Source organism: Peterkaempfera griseoplana (assembly GCF_001418575.1).
GTDB classification, from domain to species: domain Bacteria; phylum Actinomycetota; class Actinomycetes; order Streptomycetales; family Streptomycetaceae; genus Peterkaempfera; species Peterkaempfera griseoplana.
In genome coordinates, this window is record NZ_LIQR01000205.1 from 1 (window position 1) to 14,472 (window position 14,472).

The following is a 14,472-nucleotide window of genomic DNA, read 5'->3' on the forward strand; positions in this document are numbered from 1 at the left end:
GTCAACGCCTTCCCTGACGCACCGTCACATCCCGTGGCACAGCTGCGTTCGGCACTGGACCTCGACGACTCGGTCCCGATGGTCGACTGCGACGCCCGGCTCCGTACCTCCAGCAGGGACGTCCTGCTGACGCTGATGCGCTATCTGTACACCCTCTCCGCGACCGCGACCCGGGAGCCGCAGTGACCGCCCCACACCCCGACCACGCGCAGAGCGCGACCACCCCGCCACCGGGCTGCCCCGCCCACGCCCCGGACCAGGGCCCCGAGGACGCCGCGACCGGCGGACGGGTGCGGTTCTACGGCCCGGCCGCCGAGGCCGACCCGATCGGGCTCTACGAGGAGCTGCGCAAACGGCACGGGTCCGTCGCCCCGGTACTGCTGGACGGCGATGTGCCCGCCTGGCTGGTGCTCGGCTACCGGGAGAACCTTGAGGTCACCCGTGCGCCCAAGCGGTTCTCCCGGGACTCGCGGATCTGGCGCGACCTGCTGGAGGGCCGGGTCCCCCCGGACTCCCCGCTGCTGCCGATGGTCAGCTGGCGTCCCGACTGCCTCTCCGCCGACGGCGCGGAACACCAGCGGCTGCGCGGGGCGGTCACCGACAGCCTGAACCGCTTCGACCGCCGGGGCATCCGCCGGCAGATCCATCGCATCGCCAACCGGCTGATCGACGGCTTCGTCGCCGAGGGCCGCGCCGAACTGCTCACCCAGTACGCCCAGCATGTGCCGATGCTGGTGCTGACCCATCTGCTGGGCCTGCCCGAGGAGGCCGGTCCGCGGCTGGTGACGGCCAGCGCCGATCTGATGACCGGCACCGAACGGGCCGCCGCGGCCAACGAGCACATCCTGGAGACCCTGCGGCAGCTGGTGCAGCGCAAAAAGGTCACTCCCGGTGAGGACTTCACCTCCTGGCTGATCGCCCATCCCTCCCGGCTCACCGACGAGGAGGTGCAGAACCATCTGCGGCTGGTACTGATCGCGGCCAACGAGACCACCACCAATCTGATCGCCAACACCCTGCGGGTGGTCCTCACCGACCGGCGCTTCCGGGCCTCCCTCGCCGGTGTCCGGATGACGGTGGCCGACGCCGTGGAGCAGGTGCTGTGGAACGAGCCCCCGCTGACCGCCTGCCCGGGCGGCTGGGCCACGGCCGACACCGAGCTCGACGGACGCCTGATCCGGGCCGGTGACATGGTGCTGCTGGGCCTGGCCGCGGCCAACACCGACACCTCGGTGCGGCCCGACGTCCATGCGCCGGTGCGCGGCAACCGTTCGCATCTGGCGTTCAGCGGCGGGGCGCACATGTGCCCCGGGGGCGACATCGGGCGGGCGATCACCGACGCCGCCGTGGACACCCTGCTGATCCGCCTGCCCGACCTGCGGCTCGCGGTGCCCGAGGAGGAGCTCGGCTGGCGGTCGTCCATCTGGGCCCGCCATCTGGAGGCGCTGCCCGCGGAGTTCGCCCCCCGGCGGCCGGAGCCCGCCGAGGAGCCCTCCGGCCGGCTGGGCATCGGCAGGCAGCGGACACCGGCGGACACTGAGGGTGCGACGGCGAGGGCCCGTTATCCGGTGCCCCTTCCGGCCCGGACCGTACGGCGGTCACGCTGGCGGGCCCTGGCCCGCTGGCTCGTGGGCCGCTGACCCACGTCCCGGGCCTGCCGCCGGGGCCCCGCTCCGCGGGGCTTCGGGGGCGGGCCCCGTGGCGTACGACCCGCAGCCCTCGAGGAGTCGGCTCGGGCCCGGACCGTACGGACCGGGGCCCGCCTCGGGCACACGGGAGACCCGCAACCCCTCGGCGGACGACAGCCGTCAAGCGACAGCCGGCGGACGACCAGGCAGCGTCCGGCGGGGGCAGCGGCGCCCGCTCAGTCGTCGCTGCCGGGCAGGTCACCGCTCGACTGCTCGTCGCCACCCGGCTCGCCGTCCCCGCCCGGGCGCTCGCCCGCGCCCTCGCCGGAGCCCACCAGCGTCGAGGTGAGCGGCACCCGCGCCAGCCCCACCGCGCCCAGCAGAATCAGCGCGGCACCCAGTACCTCCGGCACCAGCCACCAGCCGGTCCGCACCTGCTCCTGGAAGAGGGTGACCCCCAGCGACAGGCTGACCAGGGCGTCACCCAGCGTCAGCGCGGGCTGGGAGGCGACCAGCGGGCCGGACTGCATCGCGTTCTCCAGCAGGAACAGGGCACCCACCCCGGCTGCCGCGAAGCAGTAGGTCTGCCAGGCCGTGAAGAAGCCCGCCGGACCGTAGTCCGACCACACATGGGTGGCGTCCTTCATCAGGGCAGCTGTCAGCGCATAACCCACCGCCGAGGCGGCCCCGAAGCAGGCCGCCCGCACCGCCCCGGCCGGGCGGCGCAGGGCCACGCCCACCAGGATCGCGACGGCGGCCACGGAGCTCAGCAGCACCAGGACCCAGATGCCCAGATCGGGCCGCTGCACACCCGGGGTCGGGGAGGCCGCCCACAGCGCCACCCCGAGGCCGACCACGATGCAGGCCACCGCGCCCCAGCCCCAGCCGCGCATCCGCCGCCCCAGCACCATCCCGCCGATCAGCAGCGCGAACGGCAGCTCCAGCACAAAGAGCGGCTGCACCAGGGAGAGTTCACCGTTGAGCAGCGCCAGCGCCTGGAAGCAGGCCGCGGCGATCACCGCGGCGAAGCCGCCCAGCCACACCGGTCGGTGCAGCAGTTCGACGATGAGTGACGGCCGGAAGCCCCGGGAGAGCGGCACCGAGCGGGCGGCGTACCGCTGGAACACCGTGGCCAGCGCATTGCTGACCGCGGCGAGCAGCGCGAACAGCACGGCGATTGCGGTCTGCACCCAGGGCTCCTCTGTGACGGCGGGTTACCGCCATCACGCTACGTGACACGTCGCCGGTCACTGGTGCGGCGGCGCCGCTGCGGGTGCGAAGGGCGCCGGTGACGCTCAGTGCGGAATGGAGTCGATCACTTCCCGCGCACCCTGGCGGAGCAGGGCCACCGCCACCGAGGTGCCCAGGGTCGCGGGGTCCAGCGGACCGGCCCACTCATGGGCGTCCAGCACGGTCTTGCCGTCCGGGCTGAAGACCCGCGCCCGCAGGGAGAGCCGGCCGTCCCGCTCGGCCCTGGCCAGCCCGGCGATCGGGGAGTTGCAGTGGCCCTGCAGCACATGCAGCAGCATCCGCTCGGCGGTGGTCTCCCGCCAGGCGGCGGGATCCCCGAGGGCGGCCACCGTCCCGATGGTGTCGGTGTCGTCCTCGCGGCACTGCAGGGCCAGGATGCCCGCACCCACGGGCGGGCACATGGACTCCACCGAAAGGATCTCGCCGATCCGGTCCGCCCGGCCGATCCGGCGCAGTCCGGCGACCGCGAGCAGCAGGGCGTCCGCCTCCCCCGCGTCCAGCTTCTCCAGGCGGCGGTTGGCGTTGCCCCGCATCGGCACGCACACCAGACCGGGGTGGGAGACCGCGAGCTGGGCGACCCGGCGCACCGACGAGGTGCCGATCCGGGTGCCGTCGGGGAGCTCGTCCAGGGTCAGCCCACCCGGGTGGACCAGGGCGTCGCGTACGTCGTCACGCTTGAGGAAGGCGGCGAAGACCGTACCGGCGGGCAGCGGACGGTCGGCGGGCACGTCCTTGACGCAGTGCACGGCGAGGTCGGCCTCGCCGGCCAGCAGCGCGGCGTCGACCTCCTTGGTGAAGGCGCCCTTGCCGCCGAGAGCGGAGAGCGCGCCCGGCCAGCGGTCACCTGCGGTGGTGACGGGCACCACCTCGGTACGGATCCCGGGGTGCAGCGCTGCCAGCTCGGAGCGCACCCGCTCGACCTGGGCCAGCGCCATCGGCGAGGAGCGGGCGACGATGCGGATCAGCTCGGGCGTGGGCATGCGCTTTATGATAGGCAGTCAACTCGGCTGCCAGTACGGCGGTCCTGGAGAGTTCACCCCATTGCCCCGGCCTGTGCCACGGGGCGGAGTCCGGCGGGGATGCCCAGCGCCGCACCCCCGGCGGCGAGCAGCAGCACGGCGCCGAGCAGAAAAGGGGCACGCAGCCCCAGGGTGTGCCCCACTTCCCCGGCCGCAGCCGCCCCGACCGCGCCGGCACCCAGCGACACCGTCTGGTACGCCGTCCCGACCCGGCCCAGCAGTTCGGGCGGCACCAGTGACTGGCGTACCGAGACCGAGGTGATGCCCCAGACCGTGGACGCCGCGCCATAGGCCGCGATGAGACATCCGGCGACGACGCCGGAGGAGGCCATGCCGACAGCCCCCACCAGGACTGCCGCCACGGGCATGATGAGCCTCAGCAGACGACCGGGGCCGATCCCGGCGGCCAGCCGGGGGGCAAGGCCCGCTCCGACGAGCCCTCCGACGGCGAAGGACGCGACCAGCAGGCCGTAGCCGGGGCCGCCGAGGCCCAGACGGTCACGGGCGAACAGCACCAGGACCGCGATCAGCCCCGACAGCACCAGATTGGAGACCCCCGCGATCAGGCAGAGCCGCCGCAGCAGCGGTTGGTGCCACAGCCGGCGCACCCCTTCGACGGCGTGGCGCCGGAAGGTTGCCGCACCGGCCGGGACCGGGCTGCCGGCGAGTGCGCCCGTTCCGTCCGCCCGGGGCCGGAAGTCCCCCGGTACCAGGGCCATCAGCAGGGCCGCGGCGGTGAAGGAGACGGCGTCGACCACGAACGGCCCGGCCGCCGCCACCGCGAACACCAGCGCTCCCAGAGGCGTGCCCACCAGCGTGTCACCGATGAGCATCCCCGCCTGGACCGCGGCGTTCGCCCGGGGCCGGTCCTCCGGGCCGACCAGAGCGGGCACCAGCGCGGCCCAGGCTCCGCTGTGCAGCACCTCGCCCGCTCCCAGCAGGAAGCCGGTGGCCGCCAGCAGCGGGATCGACGGCGAGTCCAGCACCACCAGCAAGGCCGGCAGGGCGGCCACCAGGGCGCGCACGGCGTCCACCGTCCACAGCAGCCGCCGCCTGTCCACCCGGTCGGCGACGGCCCCCGCGGGTACCGCCAGCAGCAGCCAGGGCGCCTGCTCCGCCAGGAAGACCAGCGCGATGTCGCGCGGATCGCCGGAGATCCCGGAGGCGAGCAGCGGCAGAGCGACAAAGCGCATGCCGTCGCCGAAGCCGGACAGCGTCGCCGAGGCCCAGACCAGCCGGAACGCGGACCCGAGCGGCGGCCGGGCACGTCGTGCATCCCCCGTCAGAAACATGAACTAGACTCTGGTTCGCATTTTGAGGCCTGTCAAGACACCCCGAGGAGGGTCCGTGCCCGAGGTCCAGCAGCCCCCGGATCCCCGCACGGGCGCACGCAGGCCCCAGCAGCAGCGCAGCCGCGAGAAGGTCGCCCGCATCCTGGCCGCCACCGGGCGCCTGCTGGAGGAACACCCCTACGACGAGATCGGCACCCGGCTGATCGCCGCCGAGGCAGGTGTCTCCGTCGGAGTGCTCTATCGCTTCTTCCCCGACAAGGAGGCCATCGTCGCCTCTCTGGTCCGGGACTGGCTGCGGCGCTTCGTGGAGATCTCGCAGGACACTGCCGCCGGCCCGCTGCCCGAACGGCCGGAGGACCTCCACCGGTTGCTGATCGAGGCGTACGCGGACTTCTTCCGCAGCGAGCCCGGCTTCCGCCGGATCTGGTGGGGCGGGCCGCGGATTCCCATGCTCCAGTCCGAGAGCGATGCCAACGACCAGGATGTGGCGGACACCGTCCATGCCCTGCTGGTGGGGCACTACGGCGCCCCGGACACCCCCGAGGCGCGGCGGCGCACGCTGATGGCCGTGGTGCTGGTGGGCCACCTACTGAACCTGGCTTTCCGGGACCGGCCGGAGGGCGACCCTCAGGTCCTCTCGGAGGCCGCCGTCCTGCTGGACCGGTATCTCGTCTTTCCCTGACGCACCCTCAACTACTAGTCGGCCCGGCACCCCGAAGGAGCGCACCCCGCATGGAACAGGACGCCTGGCAGACCGTCGAGCGGCTGCTCGCCTGGCTGGACGGCGCGAGCAGTGTCGCGCCCGAGACCGGGCGGCTACTGCGCATGATGAAGCTGTCGGAGGAGGTGGGAGAGGTCACGGAGGCGGTGATCGGCGCTCTGGGCCACAATCCGCGCAAGGGCCGTACGCACACCTGGGAGGATGTGCAGGCCGAACTGTGCGATGTGATCATCACCGCCATGGTGGCCCTGCGGACGCTGACCCCCGACGCCCCCGCGGTCTTCGACGCCCAGTTGCGCCGGGTGGCCCGGCGGTCAGGCGCGGCCGACCCGCTCCCGCTGGACGCCGAGGGGTCCCGCACCGCCGGGAACGCCGACGGGGCCGCCCCGGGCGGCGCACCGCCCGGCGACGACCGGCAGCTGTGACTCAGGGTGGCCCCACCTGTACCGGGGCCGGCGCAGGCCCGGCGCCGCGCTCGGAGCGTCGCGCCCGGGGGACGACCGCCCGCGGCCCGGGACGGCGCCGGGTGAGGGCGCGCGGCCGGGCGCGCCGCGGCCCGTGGGAGGGTGCACGGCCCGCTGGGCGCCCGGGACCGGCGGGGGTTCCTCAGTCGCCGTCGGGGACGATGTGGACCGCGGCCTCCTCGGCCGAGGCGGCCGCGCCGTCGATGCCGACGTCGCTGGCGAAGAGTTCGGACTCGGTGTCCGGGTGGGCGCCCTCGTCCAGGGCCACCAGTCGCCCGGCCCGGCGGTCGCCGACCTCCTCGTCGAGCAGTTCGCCGTCGGTTCCCACCGCGTCGCCGAGGCCGTCGCCGTCGCCGTCCACCTGGTCCGGGAGCTCTCGGGCGAGACGGCGGTCGAGCCCCTCGCCGCGGTTCTGCTCCTCGGCGGTGGTGCCCCAGTCGTTGACGGCGAACGGCCGCTCCGGGGGTGAGTAGCCCTCGTCCAGAACCTGCGGCACCCCCCGGTTGACCAGGGTGTCCTCGGGCTCCAACGGGCCCGAGTCGTCGGTGACCTCGTCGCCCTGCGGCTGGTAGACCTCGTCACCCATCGTGTTCTCACTCACAGCTGCACCTCCTTCGCGCGCCTGGCGTCGAGCCGGACGGACAGCCCGCTTCGATCATGTCCCCGGTCGGGCGTCGAGGCAAGGCGGCCGGGGAGCGGCCGCTCCCCGCGGGACCGCCGGGCACGCACTCCGGTCGGCCCCCTCCGCGGCCGGGCCGGGAGGGGGCCGACCGGATCAGGCGGCGTAGGCGTGGGGGCGGGCCTGGCAGCGACGGCCGGCCTCGGTGAGTCCGACGGCCCGTACCTGCCGGGACGGGTCCTGGAGCACCGGGCCGGGCGCTATCAGTCCCGCCTCCAGCAGGGCCTCACAGACCGCGGCCGGCAGCGCCGTGTAGCAGTTTCCGGTGCCGGTACTGGAGTCCCAGGGCTGCCAGGAGACAAAGCTGCGGCGGGCGGTGCGCCCGGTGGTGACCACCAGGTGGACCGGCCGCGAGGGGTCGGCGACGACCGCCAGCACGTCCTGGGCGCCGGCGGGAAGGGCGGAGCCGGGCTTCGCCCGGTGGCGGGCGGCGCCGGCGTACAGCACGGTCATGGCGTGGCCAACTCTCCGAGTCGGAAGGGTGTGACGGACTTCCCTGCCAACGACTATTGCCCAGGACACGCGGGTTCGCACGTGTATTCCTGTCACAAGATCGCGACAGCGGAAGGCTGGCACACGCCACTGACAACGGCCGTGCGGATCAGCGGGCGGCGCCGAAGTCCTGGGTCCAGTAGTCGCCCGGCTCCGCCAGGCCGACGCCGATCTCCTTGAAGGAGCAGTCCAGGATGTTGGCCTTGTGCCCGGGGCTGGACATCCAGGCCGCCATCACGCTGTCGGGCGTGCTGTAGCCGTAGGCGACGTTCTCCCCGTAGGAGGACCAGGAGTAGCCGGCCTTGGAGATGCGGTCGCCGGGGGAGGAACCGTCCGAGCCGGTGTGGGACATGTTCTTGTGCGCGGCCATGTCCTCGCTGTGCGCCTGGGCGGCGCTGGTGAGCTTGGCGTTCACGGTCAGGGGGCCGCAGCCGGCCTTCTTACGCTCGGCGTTGACCAGGGTGACGACGGTCGCGGCTGGGCCGCTGGGCGCGGCGGTGGCCGAGGGCGCGGCGGTGGCGGTGTCCGAGGGGCTGGACGCCGGAGTGCTGGGGGCGGTGGTGGGCCGGGTGCCGTGCTGGTGGCCGCTCCACCACTGCGAGGACCCGCCCCGCCAGTGCCGTGCCCCGGCCGCGCCGGGGTGCCAGCCGTCGGAGGCGAAGGCGGCCGTGGGAGTGCCCACCGCTACCGCGGCGACGAGGGTCACGGTTATCTTGCGGCGGCGGGAGAGGCTCCTGCGGTGCTTCGTCATGGGGGACCTCATTCGGTGGTGCGTCGGATGGGCCCGGTCATTGTGTGAAGCGCCCCCGGCCTGGGCAAAGGGCGTTGGTTACTACGGCTGCTCGTAGCAGAGCGGGGGTCTTGCGGCGGCCGGACCCGGATGCAGGGCCGGCGTCGTGGCGCTCCGCGAGCAGGCCGACGGTTCGTCAGATCGCCTCTCCGGCAGCCGCGTCGGCGGCCGTCCGCGGCCGGGGTCCAGGCGGGAGGGCGACCGCTGAGACGAATGTCCGTTTCGCCCCGGAACGCATATGTATGCAACCCCGGGTCGCTCCACTACCGTGCCTCGTTGACCGCCGCCGGCGAGTGACGCACGTCACCGGAGGACGGCCGTCGGCCGTGCTCGGGCCCGGCTCCGGCCGCAGGGACGCACCCCCGCGAGCGCGCAGGTTTGGGGACCCGGCGCACCCGTACGTAGAGTTCCCGGAGAACGCCGCCGGGACCGGCGGTCCGGGACGACCAAGGAAGCGGCAGCGGCGATGACGGCGAGCATGGAGACCGGGGAGGCGGCGGCGCCGCCGAAGGAGCGCACGGGCATCGACCCCGCGCGGATGGCGGTCTGCCTGGACGTGCTGGCCGAACTGGACGACCTGCCGCTGGACCACCCCGACGCGATCGCCATACGCAAGGCCACCGCGGGCATCTACCGCACGGTGAAGCAGCGCCGCCGCCAGGAGCGCCGCGCCTCCAAGACCGCCAACGACCGGGCGGTGACCGCCGCGACCGCCACCGGCGCCCCTGGGCGGATCGACGACGAGACCCAGGGTCTGCTGCTCACCGCCACCACCGCGGGCGAGATCGCCGGCATTCTGCAGCGGCCCCGGTCCTGCTACATCTGCAAGACCCGCTATGTCGAGGTGGACGCCTTCTACCACCAGCTGTGCCCGCCGTGCGCCGCGGAGAACCGCAGCCGCCGGGACGCCCGCACCGACCTCACCGGGCGGCGTGCGCTGCTCACCGGCGGCCGGGCCAAGATCGGTATGTACATCGCGCTGCGGCTGCTGCGGGACGGCGCCCACACCACCATCACCACCCGCTTCCCCAGTGACGCCATCCGCCGCTTCACGGCGATGCCTGACAGTGCGGAGTGGCTGCACCGGCTGCGGATCGTCGGCATCGACCTGCGCGACCCCTCGCAGGTGGTCGCGCTGGCCGACTCGGTGGCCGCCCAGGGGCCGCTGGACATACTGATCAACAACGCCGCCCAGACCGTGCGGCGCTCGCCGCAGGCCTACCAGGAGCTGATCGCGGCCGAGTCGGCACCGCTGCCCGCCGGGGAACTCCCCGAGTCGGTCGTGCTGGGCCGCTTCGGTACGGGCAGCCACCCTGAGCTGCCCGGCCCGCGCCGGCCCGGGCAGGGCACCCTGACCCCGGAGTCCATCACCGCCCTCGCCCTGACCACCGGCTCCACCTCACCGGAGCGGATCGCGGCGGGCACCGCGGTGGACGCCGGCGGCCTGGTGCCGGACCTGGCGGCGGAGAACAGCTGGAGCCAGCGGGTGCACGAGGTCGACCCGCTGGAGCTGCTGGAGGTCCAGCTCTGCAATGTCACCGCGCCGTTCGTCCTGGTCAGCAGGCTGCGTTCGGCGCTGGCCGCCTCTGCGGCGCGCCGCACCTACGTGGTGAACGTCTCGGCGATGGAGGGGCAGTTCAGCCGGGGCTACAAGGGGCCGGGGCATCCGCACACCAACATGGCCAAGGCGGCGCTGAACATGCTCACCCGCACCAGCGCCCAGGAGATGCTCACCGACGGCATCCTGATGACCAGCGTGGACACCGGGTGGATCACCGACGAGCGTCCCCACCCCGACAAGGTCCGGCTGGCCGACGAAGGTTTCCACGCCCCGCTGGACCTGGTGGACGGCGCCGCCCGGGTCTACGACCCCATCGTCCGCGGCGAGCAGGGCGAGGACCTGTACGGCTGCTTCCTCAAGGACTACAAGCCGTCGCCCTGGTGACCGCGGGGGGGTCATCGGCCCGGGTCCTCCGGGCCGACCACGGCCCCCAGCCGTTCCTCACCGAGCTGCAGGTGCAGATAGCGCAGGTCGTGCCGGACGGCCGGGGGCAGCAGCGCCTCGTCGGGGGCGGTGCCCGCCAGGAAGTCCCGCAGGGCGATGTCACCGCCCCTGGCCATGGTGTAGGGCGGCACCGAGTGGCGGGTGAGGACCAGCGGTGCCGACGGCTCCCCCGGGTCGGCCGTCCCCTCGGCGAAGAGGGTGCGCACCCGGTGGAAGTGCCGTTCCTGGATGCCGCCGAGGTCGATCCGCACGGCGTCCTGGGGCGTGGGCCCTCCGTAGGCCGGGACCAGGGTGATCGCTGCCCGGTCGTGCAGCAGCACATGGGCGGCGGCGTAGCGGAGCGTCTGCCGCTCGCTGCGGCTGCCGCCCCGGCCGGCGAGCAGTCGCAGCACCTCGGTACGCCGGTCGCCGTCCAGCCGCCCGGCGAGCTCGTCCAGCCGGGCTGCGGCGTCCGCGCCGCGGTCGGTGAGGATGCCGAAACCATCCTTCACGTCCAGCAGCGGCAGCATCCGGGCCAGGCTGCGGCCCAGCAGCAGCAGCTCCGCCTCCACCTCGTCCCGCGGCAGCTCGTTGACCGCGGTGCCGATGTCGCCCATCAGCACGATCTCCAGGTGCGCGGGGCGGTGCGTGGCGCGGCGGATGCGCTCGGCCATCTGGACCGCGGGCAGCACATAGCTGAGCGCCCGCAGCGGCAGCGTACGGGTGGCCCCGTAGACCACCCGCAGCACGATCGGGCACTCCGCGGCGCGGCCCGCCGCGGAGAGCAGCTGGGGCAGCACCTCCGGCGGCAGCCCGCGGATGTAGCCCGCACGCCGCGCCTCCGCGCCGACCAGGGCCTCCAGCAGCCGGGGCCGGAAGTGGTTGGCGGCGCTCTCCAGCTCGCCCGGCGCGGCGGGCCGGAAGCGGCTCAGGGCGTCCTGGATCTCGACCGGGCTGGAGGGCGCGGCCGTGCCGTCCCCCACCACGGGGACGTTGCGCAGTACACCGGTCAGCAGGTTCTGCTGCCGGCGGCCCAGCCCCGCGGGGTGGGTGTGCAGTGCGGCGTCGCGCAGGACGATCCCCGGCAGGGCCGCGACGCCGGGTCCGGCGGCCGGGCGGCGCTCCTCGGACATGGTGCGGCCGGCCTCTCCGGCCCACGCATCCGCTGTTGCCGTCGAACAACCGGACGGTGAGGCGGGGGGCGGTTCGCTGGACAAGAGTTGACGCTCCGACAGGTACGTTTGTGACGGGGTGTCCGATGGCCACCGAGGAGGATTGTCGCACACCGGCCATGGGTAACCTGCTCCTCCCGATCGGCGGCTCACGAGAGGAGTTGGGCGGACCGTGCCGACCTACGCCGTCAGCCATGCCGAGACCAGTGAGGCATGGGTCTCCCGCTTCCTGCTGGACCTGAGGCAGGAGCTGGAGCGACAGGCTCCCGGCGCGTTCACCCGTGTCGGTGACGGCCCGGACGGCGCCGGGGAGGACGGCCTGCGGGGCGCCCGCACGGCGGACGTCCTGCTGTCGCTCTGCTCACCCGCGTACTTCGGCGACGAGCGGGTGGGACGGGAGTGGGCCGTGGCCGTGCAGCGCCGGACGCTGGGCCGGGCCAGGACCGGGGTCACCCCGCAGACGGTGCTCCCCCTGCTGTGGGAGCCGCTGGCGCAGCGGCTGCCGTCCGTCGCCGCCGAGGCCGACACCCTGCGGGCGGACGCCCTGCCCGCCGCCTACCGGCTGGACGGGCTGGCGCAGTTGACCATGCAGGCTCCCCGGCTGCGCAGCGAGTACCGGGCGGTGGTCTCGGCCGTCGCCGGCCGGCTGGTGGCGTCCACGGCGGACCGCACCCCTCCCCCGCTGCCGCCGGAGGACTCCGCCGCCGATCTGCCGCCGGCCTTCGCCGCGGACGACGCCGCCTTCACCCGGCGGTTCCGGGAGCTGCTGCGGGAGGCGCCGCTGCCCTTCGACGGGGGCCCGGCGGTGGATGTGCCCCGGCGGGCCGCCCCGGTCGGCGCGGGCAGCGCGGCGGCGCTGCTGCGGGAGCAACTGCCCGACCTCGGGCGGCGGATAGCCCTGCTGGGGCCGCGCGGCAGCGGGCGGCGCAGGGAGCTGGCCTGGCTGGCGAGGGCCGTCCTGGAGGAGGAGCCCGGGTCGGGGCCCTGGGGCTGTGAGGTGCCGCTGGAGCTGACGGTGCGTCCGGGCTGGATGCCCGCGGTCGCCGACCTGGTCCAGGCGGTGGCGCCGCGGCTGCGTACGGAGGAGCCCGCCGGCTGGACCGCCCGCCGGCTGCGCTCCGGTCGGGCGCTGATCACCCTGGCCGGACTTGAGGCGCTGCCCTCCGGGGGCCGTGCGGCGGTCTGGGAGTGGCTGCTGAGGCTGCTCGCGGAGTATCCGCAAAGTCCGTGCGCCGTCGCCTGCGACGGGGTGGGGCTGCCCTGGCAGCGGCTGGACGGCGACTGGACGCCGGTACGTCTGGAGCCGTGGTCCACCGAGGACGTCGGGGCCTTCCTGGGGCTGGCGGCGCGCGGCGCGCCGGGCGACGCCGAGGGTGCGGGGCGCGGGGCCCGTGCGCTGGCCGGGCTGCTCGCGGGCGATCCGGTGCTGCGCGATCTGATGGCCTGGCCCGCCTCCGCGGCGGGGGTCTGGACGGCGGTCCGGGCCGCCGGTGGCGAGCCGCCGCCCGGCCGGCGGCGGCTGCTGGACGCGGCGGTCGCCGCGGTCTGGCTGCCCGGGGAGGGCGAGGCCGCGGAGCCGCAGGCCCGCCGCCGGCAGGCACGGTCCGGGGACGGCGCGCTGCGGGCCGCCGCGGGGCGGCTGGCGGCCGCCGCGGTGCGCGACGAAAGCGGTGACGTCGCCTGGGAGGCCGCCGCCGAGGCGGCCGGCGGCGGCCGTCCGCAGGGCCAGGAGCTGCTGGAGGCGCTGGCGGAGCGGTCCGGAGTGCTGTGGCAGCCCGGACCGGGGGTGGTGTCCTTCGCCCATGACGCGCTGCGCGACTGCCTGGCCGCGCCCGAGCTGGCCGGGCTGGGGGCGGCCGGGGCCGCGGAGCTGCTGACCGGGCTGCCGGAGCGGCGGCACGCCGCCGAGCTGGTGCTGCTGGTCGCGGCGGAGCTGCCCGCCGAGGAGCGGGATGCCTTTCTGCTGGCGCTGATCGACCGCGCCGGGGACGGGGGCGCGCTGCTGTCCGCCGCGGCGGTCGCGGCGGCGGACGGCTGCGGCGACCGGGTGGCCGACCGGCTGCGCAAGGCGCTGCTTGCGCTGGCCCCGCTGGAACCGGCCGACCTGCGGCTGCTGGCCCGGGGCGGACCGGCCGTACGGGACCTGCTGCCCTCGGTGCTGGTCCCGGCGCAGCCGCCGGTCCCCGGGTCGGCGGCGGACCGGGCCGCGCGGCCGGCGGACACCGGTGCGCCCGGGCACTCCCCGGTGCGCCGGCTGCCGGCGCGTACGGCCGTGGTACCGCGTGCCCCGGCCCCGCACACCGCGCACGACCGGCGTGAGCTGGAGGCGCTGGCCCGGCTCCCGCATGTCGCCGAGGTGCACTGCCACGGCCCGATCGACCGGGCGGCGGAGCTGCTGCCCCGGCTCAGGGGGCTGCGTACGCTGGTGATCAGCGGCGACCCGGGGCTGACCGCGCTGCCCGACCTGGCCGGCTGCCGGACGCTGCGGACCCTGGCGGTGCGGGGGTGTACCGGCCTGCGGGACGTCTCGGCGCTGGCCGCCTCCGACGTGGTCTTCGCGGAGCTGGCGCCGGGTCCGGCCCGGGTGGACCTGGAGCCGCTGCGGGGGGCGCGGTGGCTGCGGAGGCTGGACCTGATACATCATCAGGGGGCGCCGGTGTCGGTGTGGTACCTCGGGCGGGTGGAGGTGAGGGTGCACTCCTGAGGGGCGGGGTTGTCGAGGGGGCCGCGGCGGTGTGAGCATTCGCTGCGGACGTGGGCCCGCGGGGACACGGGGAGCGGATGGATCATCGGTGGAGCGGGGGCGCGATGGAGTACGCCAAGCAGTTCGATCCCGAGGTGGCGCCGGGGGCGCCGCCGGCGGACGGGGACGCCGGCCTCGGCGGATCCGACGGGCAGGTCTATGTGTTCGACGAGAACACCGTCCTCGCCGTGAACGTCGCCCTGGCCACCGGCCGGCCGCTGCTGGTCTCCGGGCCGC

General features: G+C 74.8%; 12 protein-coding genes and 1 pseudogene. 6 read left to right on the forward strand and 7 right to left on the reverse strand.

Annotated elements, in window-relative coordinates:
- Window positions 1–186 (forward strand): annotated as a pseudogene (locus tag AOK09_RS16545) (ATP-binding protein); the annotation flags it as partial.
- Window positions 183–1,640 (forward strand): cytochrome P450, encoded by a 1,458-nt coding sequence (locus AOK09_RS16550; RefSeq protein ID WP_055587980.1) that lies wholly within the window; start codon window positions 183–185, stop codon window positions 1,638–1,640. The pseudogene AOK09_RS16545 and the gene AOK09_RS16550, both read left to right, overlap by 4 nt.
- A gap of 224 nt (window positions 1,641–1,864) precedes the next feature.
- Here the strand turns inward: AOK09_RS16550 and AOK09_RS16555 are convergent, their stop codons facing one another.
- From AOK09_RS16555 to AOK09_RS16565, 3 genes are all read right to left on the reverse strand, one after another.
- Window positions 1,865–2,818 carry a DMT family transporter gene (locus AOK09_RS16555; protein WP_055587981.1) on the reverse strand — a complete coding sequence of 318 codons (954 nt, stop codon included), beginning with the start codon at window positions 2,816–2,818 and terminating at the stop codon, window positions 1,865–1,867.
- Window positions 2,819–2,923: 105 nt separating this feature from the next.
- A complete protein-coding gene (gene hemC, locus AOK09_RS16560; protein WP_055587982.1) occupies window positions 2,924–3,859 on the reverse strand; it encodes a hydroxymethylbilane synthase in 936 nt (311 codons plus the stop codon).
- A 53-nt stretch (window positions 3,860–3,912) separates the two neighbouring features.
- Window positions 3,913–5,190, reverse strand: coding sequence for an MFS transporter (locus tag AOK09_RS16565; RefSeq protein WP_055587983.1), 1,278 nt, complete (start codon window positions 5,188–5,190; stop codon window positions 3,913–3,915).
- A 55-nt stretch (window positions 5,191–5,245) separates the two neighbouring features.
- Between AOK09_RS16565 and AOK09_RS16570 the strand changes: the two genes are divergently transcribed.
- Window positions 5,246–5,872 carry a TetR/AcrR family transcriptional regulator gene (locus AOK09_RS16570; RefSeq protein WP_055587984.1) on the forward strand — a complete coding sequence of 209 codons (627 nt, stop codon included), beginning with the start codon at window positions 5,246–5,248 and terminating at the stop codon, window positions 5,870–5,872.
- 50 nt (window positions 5,873–5,922) lie between these two features.
- Complete coding sequence (locus AOK09_RS16575; protein WP_063795975.1) at window positions 5,923–6,336, forward strand: MazG-like family protein; 414 nt, start codon at window positions 5,923–5,925, stop codon at window positions 6,334–6,336.
- 181 nt (window positions 6,337–6,517) lie between these two features.
- On the opposite strand, the gene AOK09_RS16580 is transcribed toward AOK09_RS16575, so the two are convergent.
- The 3 genes from AOK09_RS16580 to AOK09_RS16590 all read right to left on the reverse strand — a co-directional run bounded on the left by AOK09_RS16580 (window position 6,518) and on the right by AOK09_RS16590 (window position 8,297).
- A complete protein-coding gene (locus tag AOK09_RS16580) occupies window positions 6,518–6,961 on the reverse strand; it encodes a DUF5709 domain-containing protein (protein WP_055587985.1) in 444 nt (147 codons plus the stop codon).
- Window positions 6,962–7,150: 189 nt separating this feature from the next.
- On the reverse strand, window positions 7,151–7,507 hold the full coding sequence (locus AOK09_RS16585; protein WP_055587986.1) for a hypothetical protein: 357 nt from the start codon (window positions 7,505–7,507) through the stop codon (window positions 7,151–7,153).
- A gap of 148 nt (window positions 7,508–7,655) precedes the next feature.
- Entirely contained in the window at window positions 7,656–8,297 is a 642-nt protein-coding gene (locus tag AOK09_RS16590) for a CAP domain-containing protein (protein WP_055587987.1), read from the reverse strand.
- Window positions 8,298–8,802: 505 nt separating this feature from the next.
- On the opposite strand from AOK09_RS16590, the gene AOK09_RS16595 reads away from it, so the two are divergent.
- Window positions 8,803–10,281, forward strand: a complete 1,479-nt coding sequence (locus tag AOK09_RS16595) for an SDR family NAD(P)-dependent oxidoreductase (protein ID WP_055587988.1) — start codon at window positions 8,803–8,805, stop codon at window positions 10,279–10,281.
- Between the two features lie 11 nt (window positions 10,282–10,292).
- On the opposite strand, the gene AOK09_RS16600 is transcribed toward AOK09_RS16595, so the two are convergent.
- Window positions 10,293–11,453, reverse strand: a complete 1,161-nt coding sequence (locus tag AOK09_RS16600; RefSeq protein WP_055587989.1) for a hypothetical protein — start codon at window positions 11,451–11,453, stop codon at window positions 10,293–10,295.
- Window positions 11,454–11,664: 211 nt separating this feature from the next.
- On the opposite strand from AOK09_RS16600, the gene AOK09_RS16605 reads away from it, so the two are divergent.
- Window positions 11,665–14,196: a TIR domain-containing protein gene (locus AOK09_RS16605; protein WP_055587990.1), complete on the forward strand. Its 2,532-nt coding sequence runs from the start codon at window positions 11,665–11,667 to the stop codon at window positions 14,194–14,196.
- Window positions 14,197–14,472: the final 276 nt, after the last annotated feature.

Bases quoted from the DNA above. Each gene is read 5' to 3' on its own strand.
- AOK09_RS16600 (WP_055587989.1), bottom strand. From the start codon at position 11,453: ATGTCCGAGGAGCGCCGCCCGGCCGCCGGACCCGGCGTCGCGGCCCTG.
- AOK09_RS16575 (WP_063795975.1), top strand. From the start codon at position 5,923: ATGGAACAGGACGCCTGGCAGACCGTCGAGCGGCTGCTCGCCTGGCTG.
- AOK09_RS16585 (WP_055587986.1), bottom strand. From the start codon at position 7,507: ATGACCGTGCTGTACGCCGGCGCCGCCCGCCACCGGGCGAAGCCCGGC.
- AOK09_RS16590 (WP_055587987.1), bottom strand. From the start codon at position 8,297: ATGACGAAGCACCGCAGGAGCCTCTCCCGCCGCCGCAAGATAACCGTG.
- AOK09_RS16595 (WP_055587988.1), top strand. From the start codon at position 8,803: ATGACGGCGAGCATGGAGACCGGGGAGGCGGCGGCGCCGCCGAAGGAG.
- AOK09_RS16580 (WP_055587985.1), bottom strand. From the start codon at position 6,961: ATGGGTGACGAGGTCTACCAGCCGCAGGGCGACGAGGTCACCGACGAC.
- hemC (WP_055587982.1), bottom strand. From the start codon at position 3,859: ATGCCCACGCCCGAGCTGATCCGCATCGTCGCCCGCTCCTCGCCGATG.
- AOK09_RS16565 (WP_055587983.1), bottom strand. From the start codon at position 5,190: ATGTTTCTGACGGGGGATGCACGACGTGCCCGGCCGCCGCTCGGGTCC.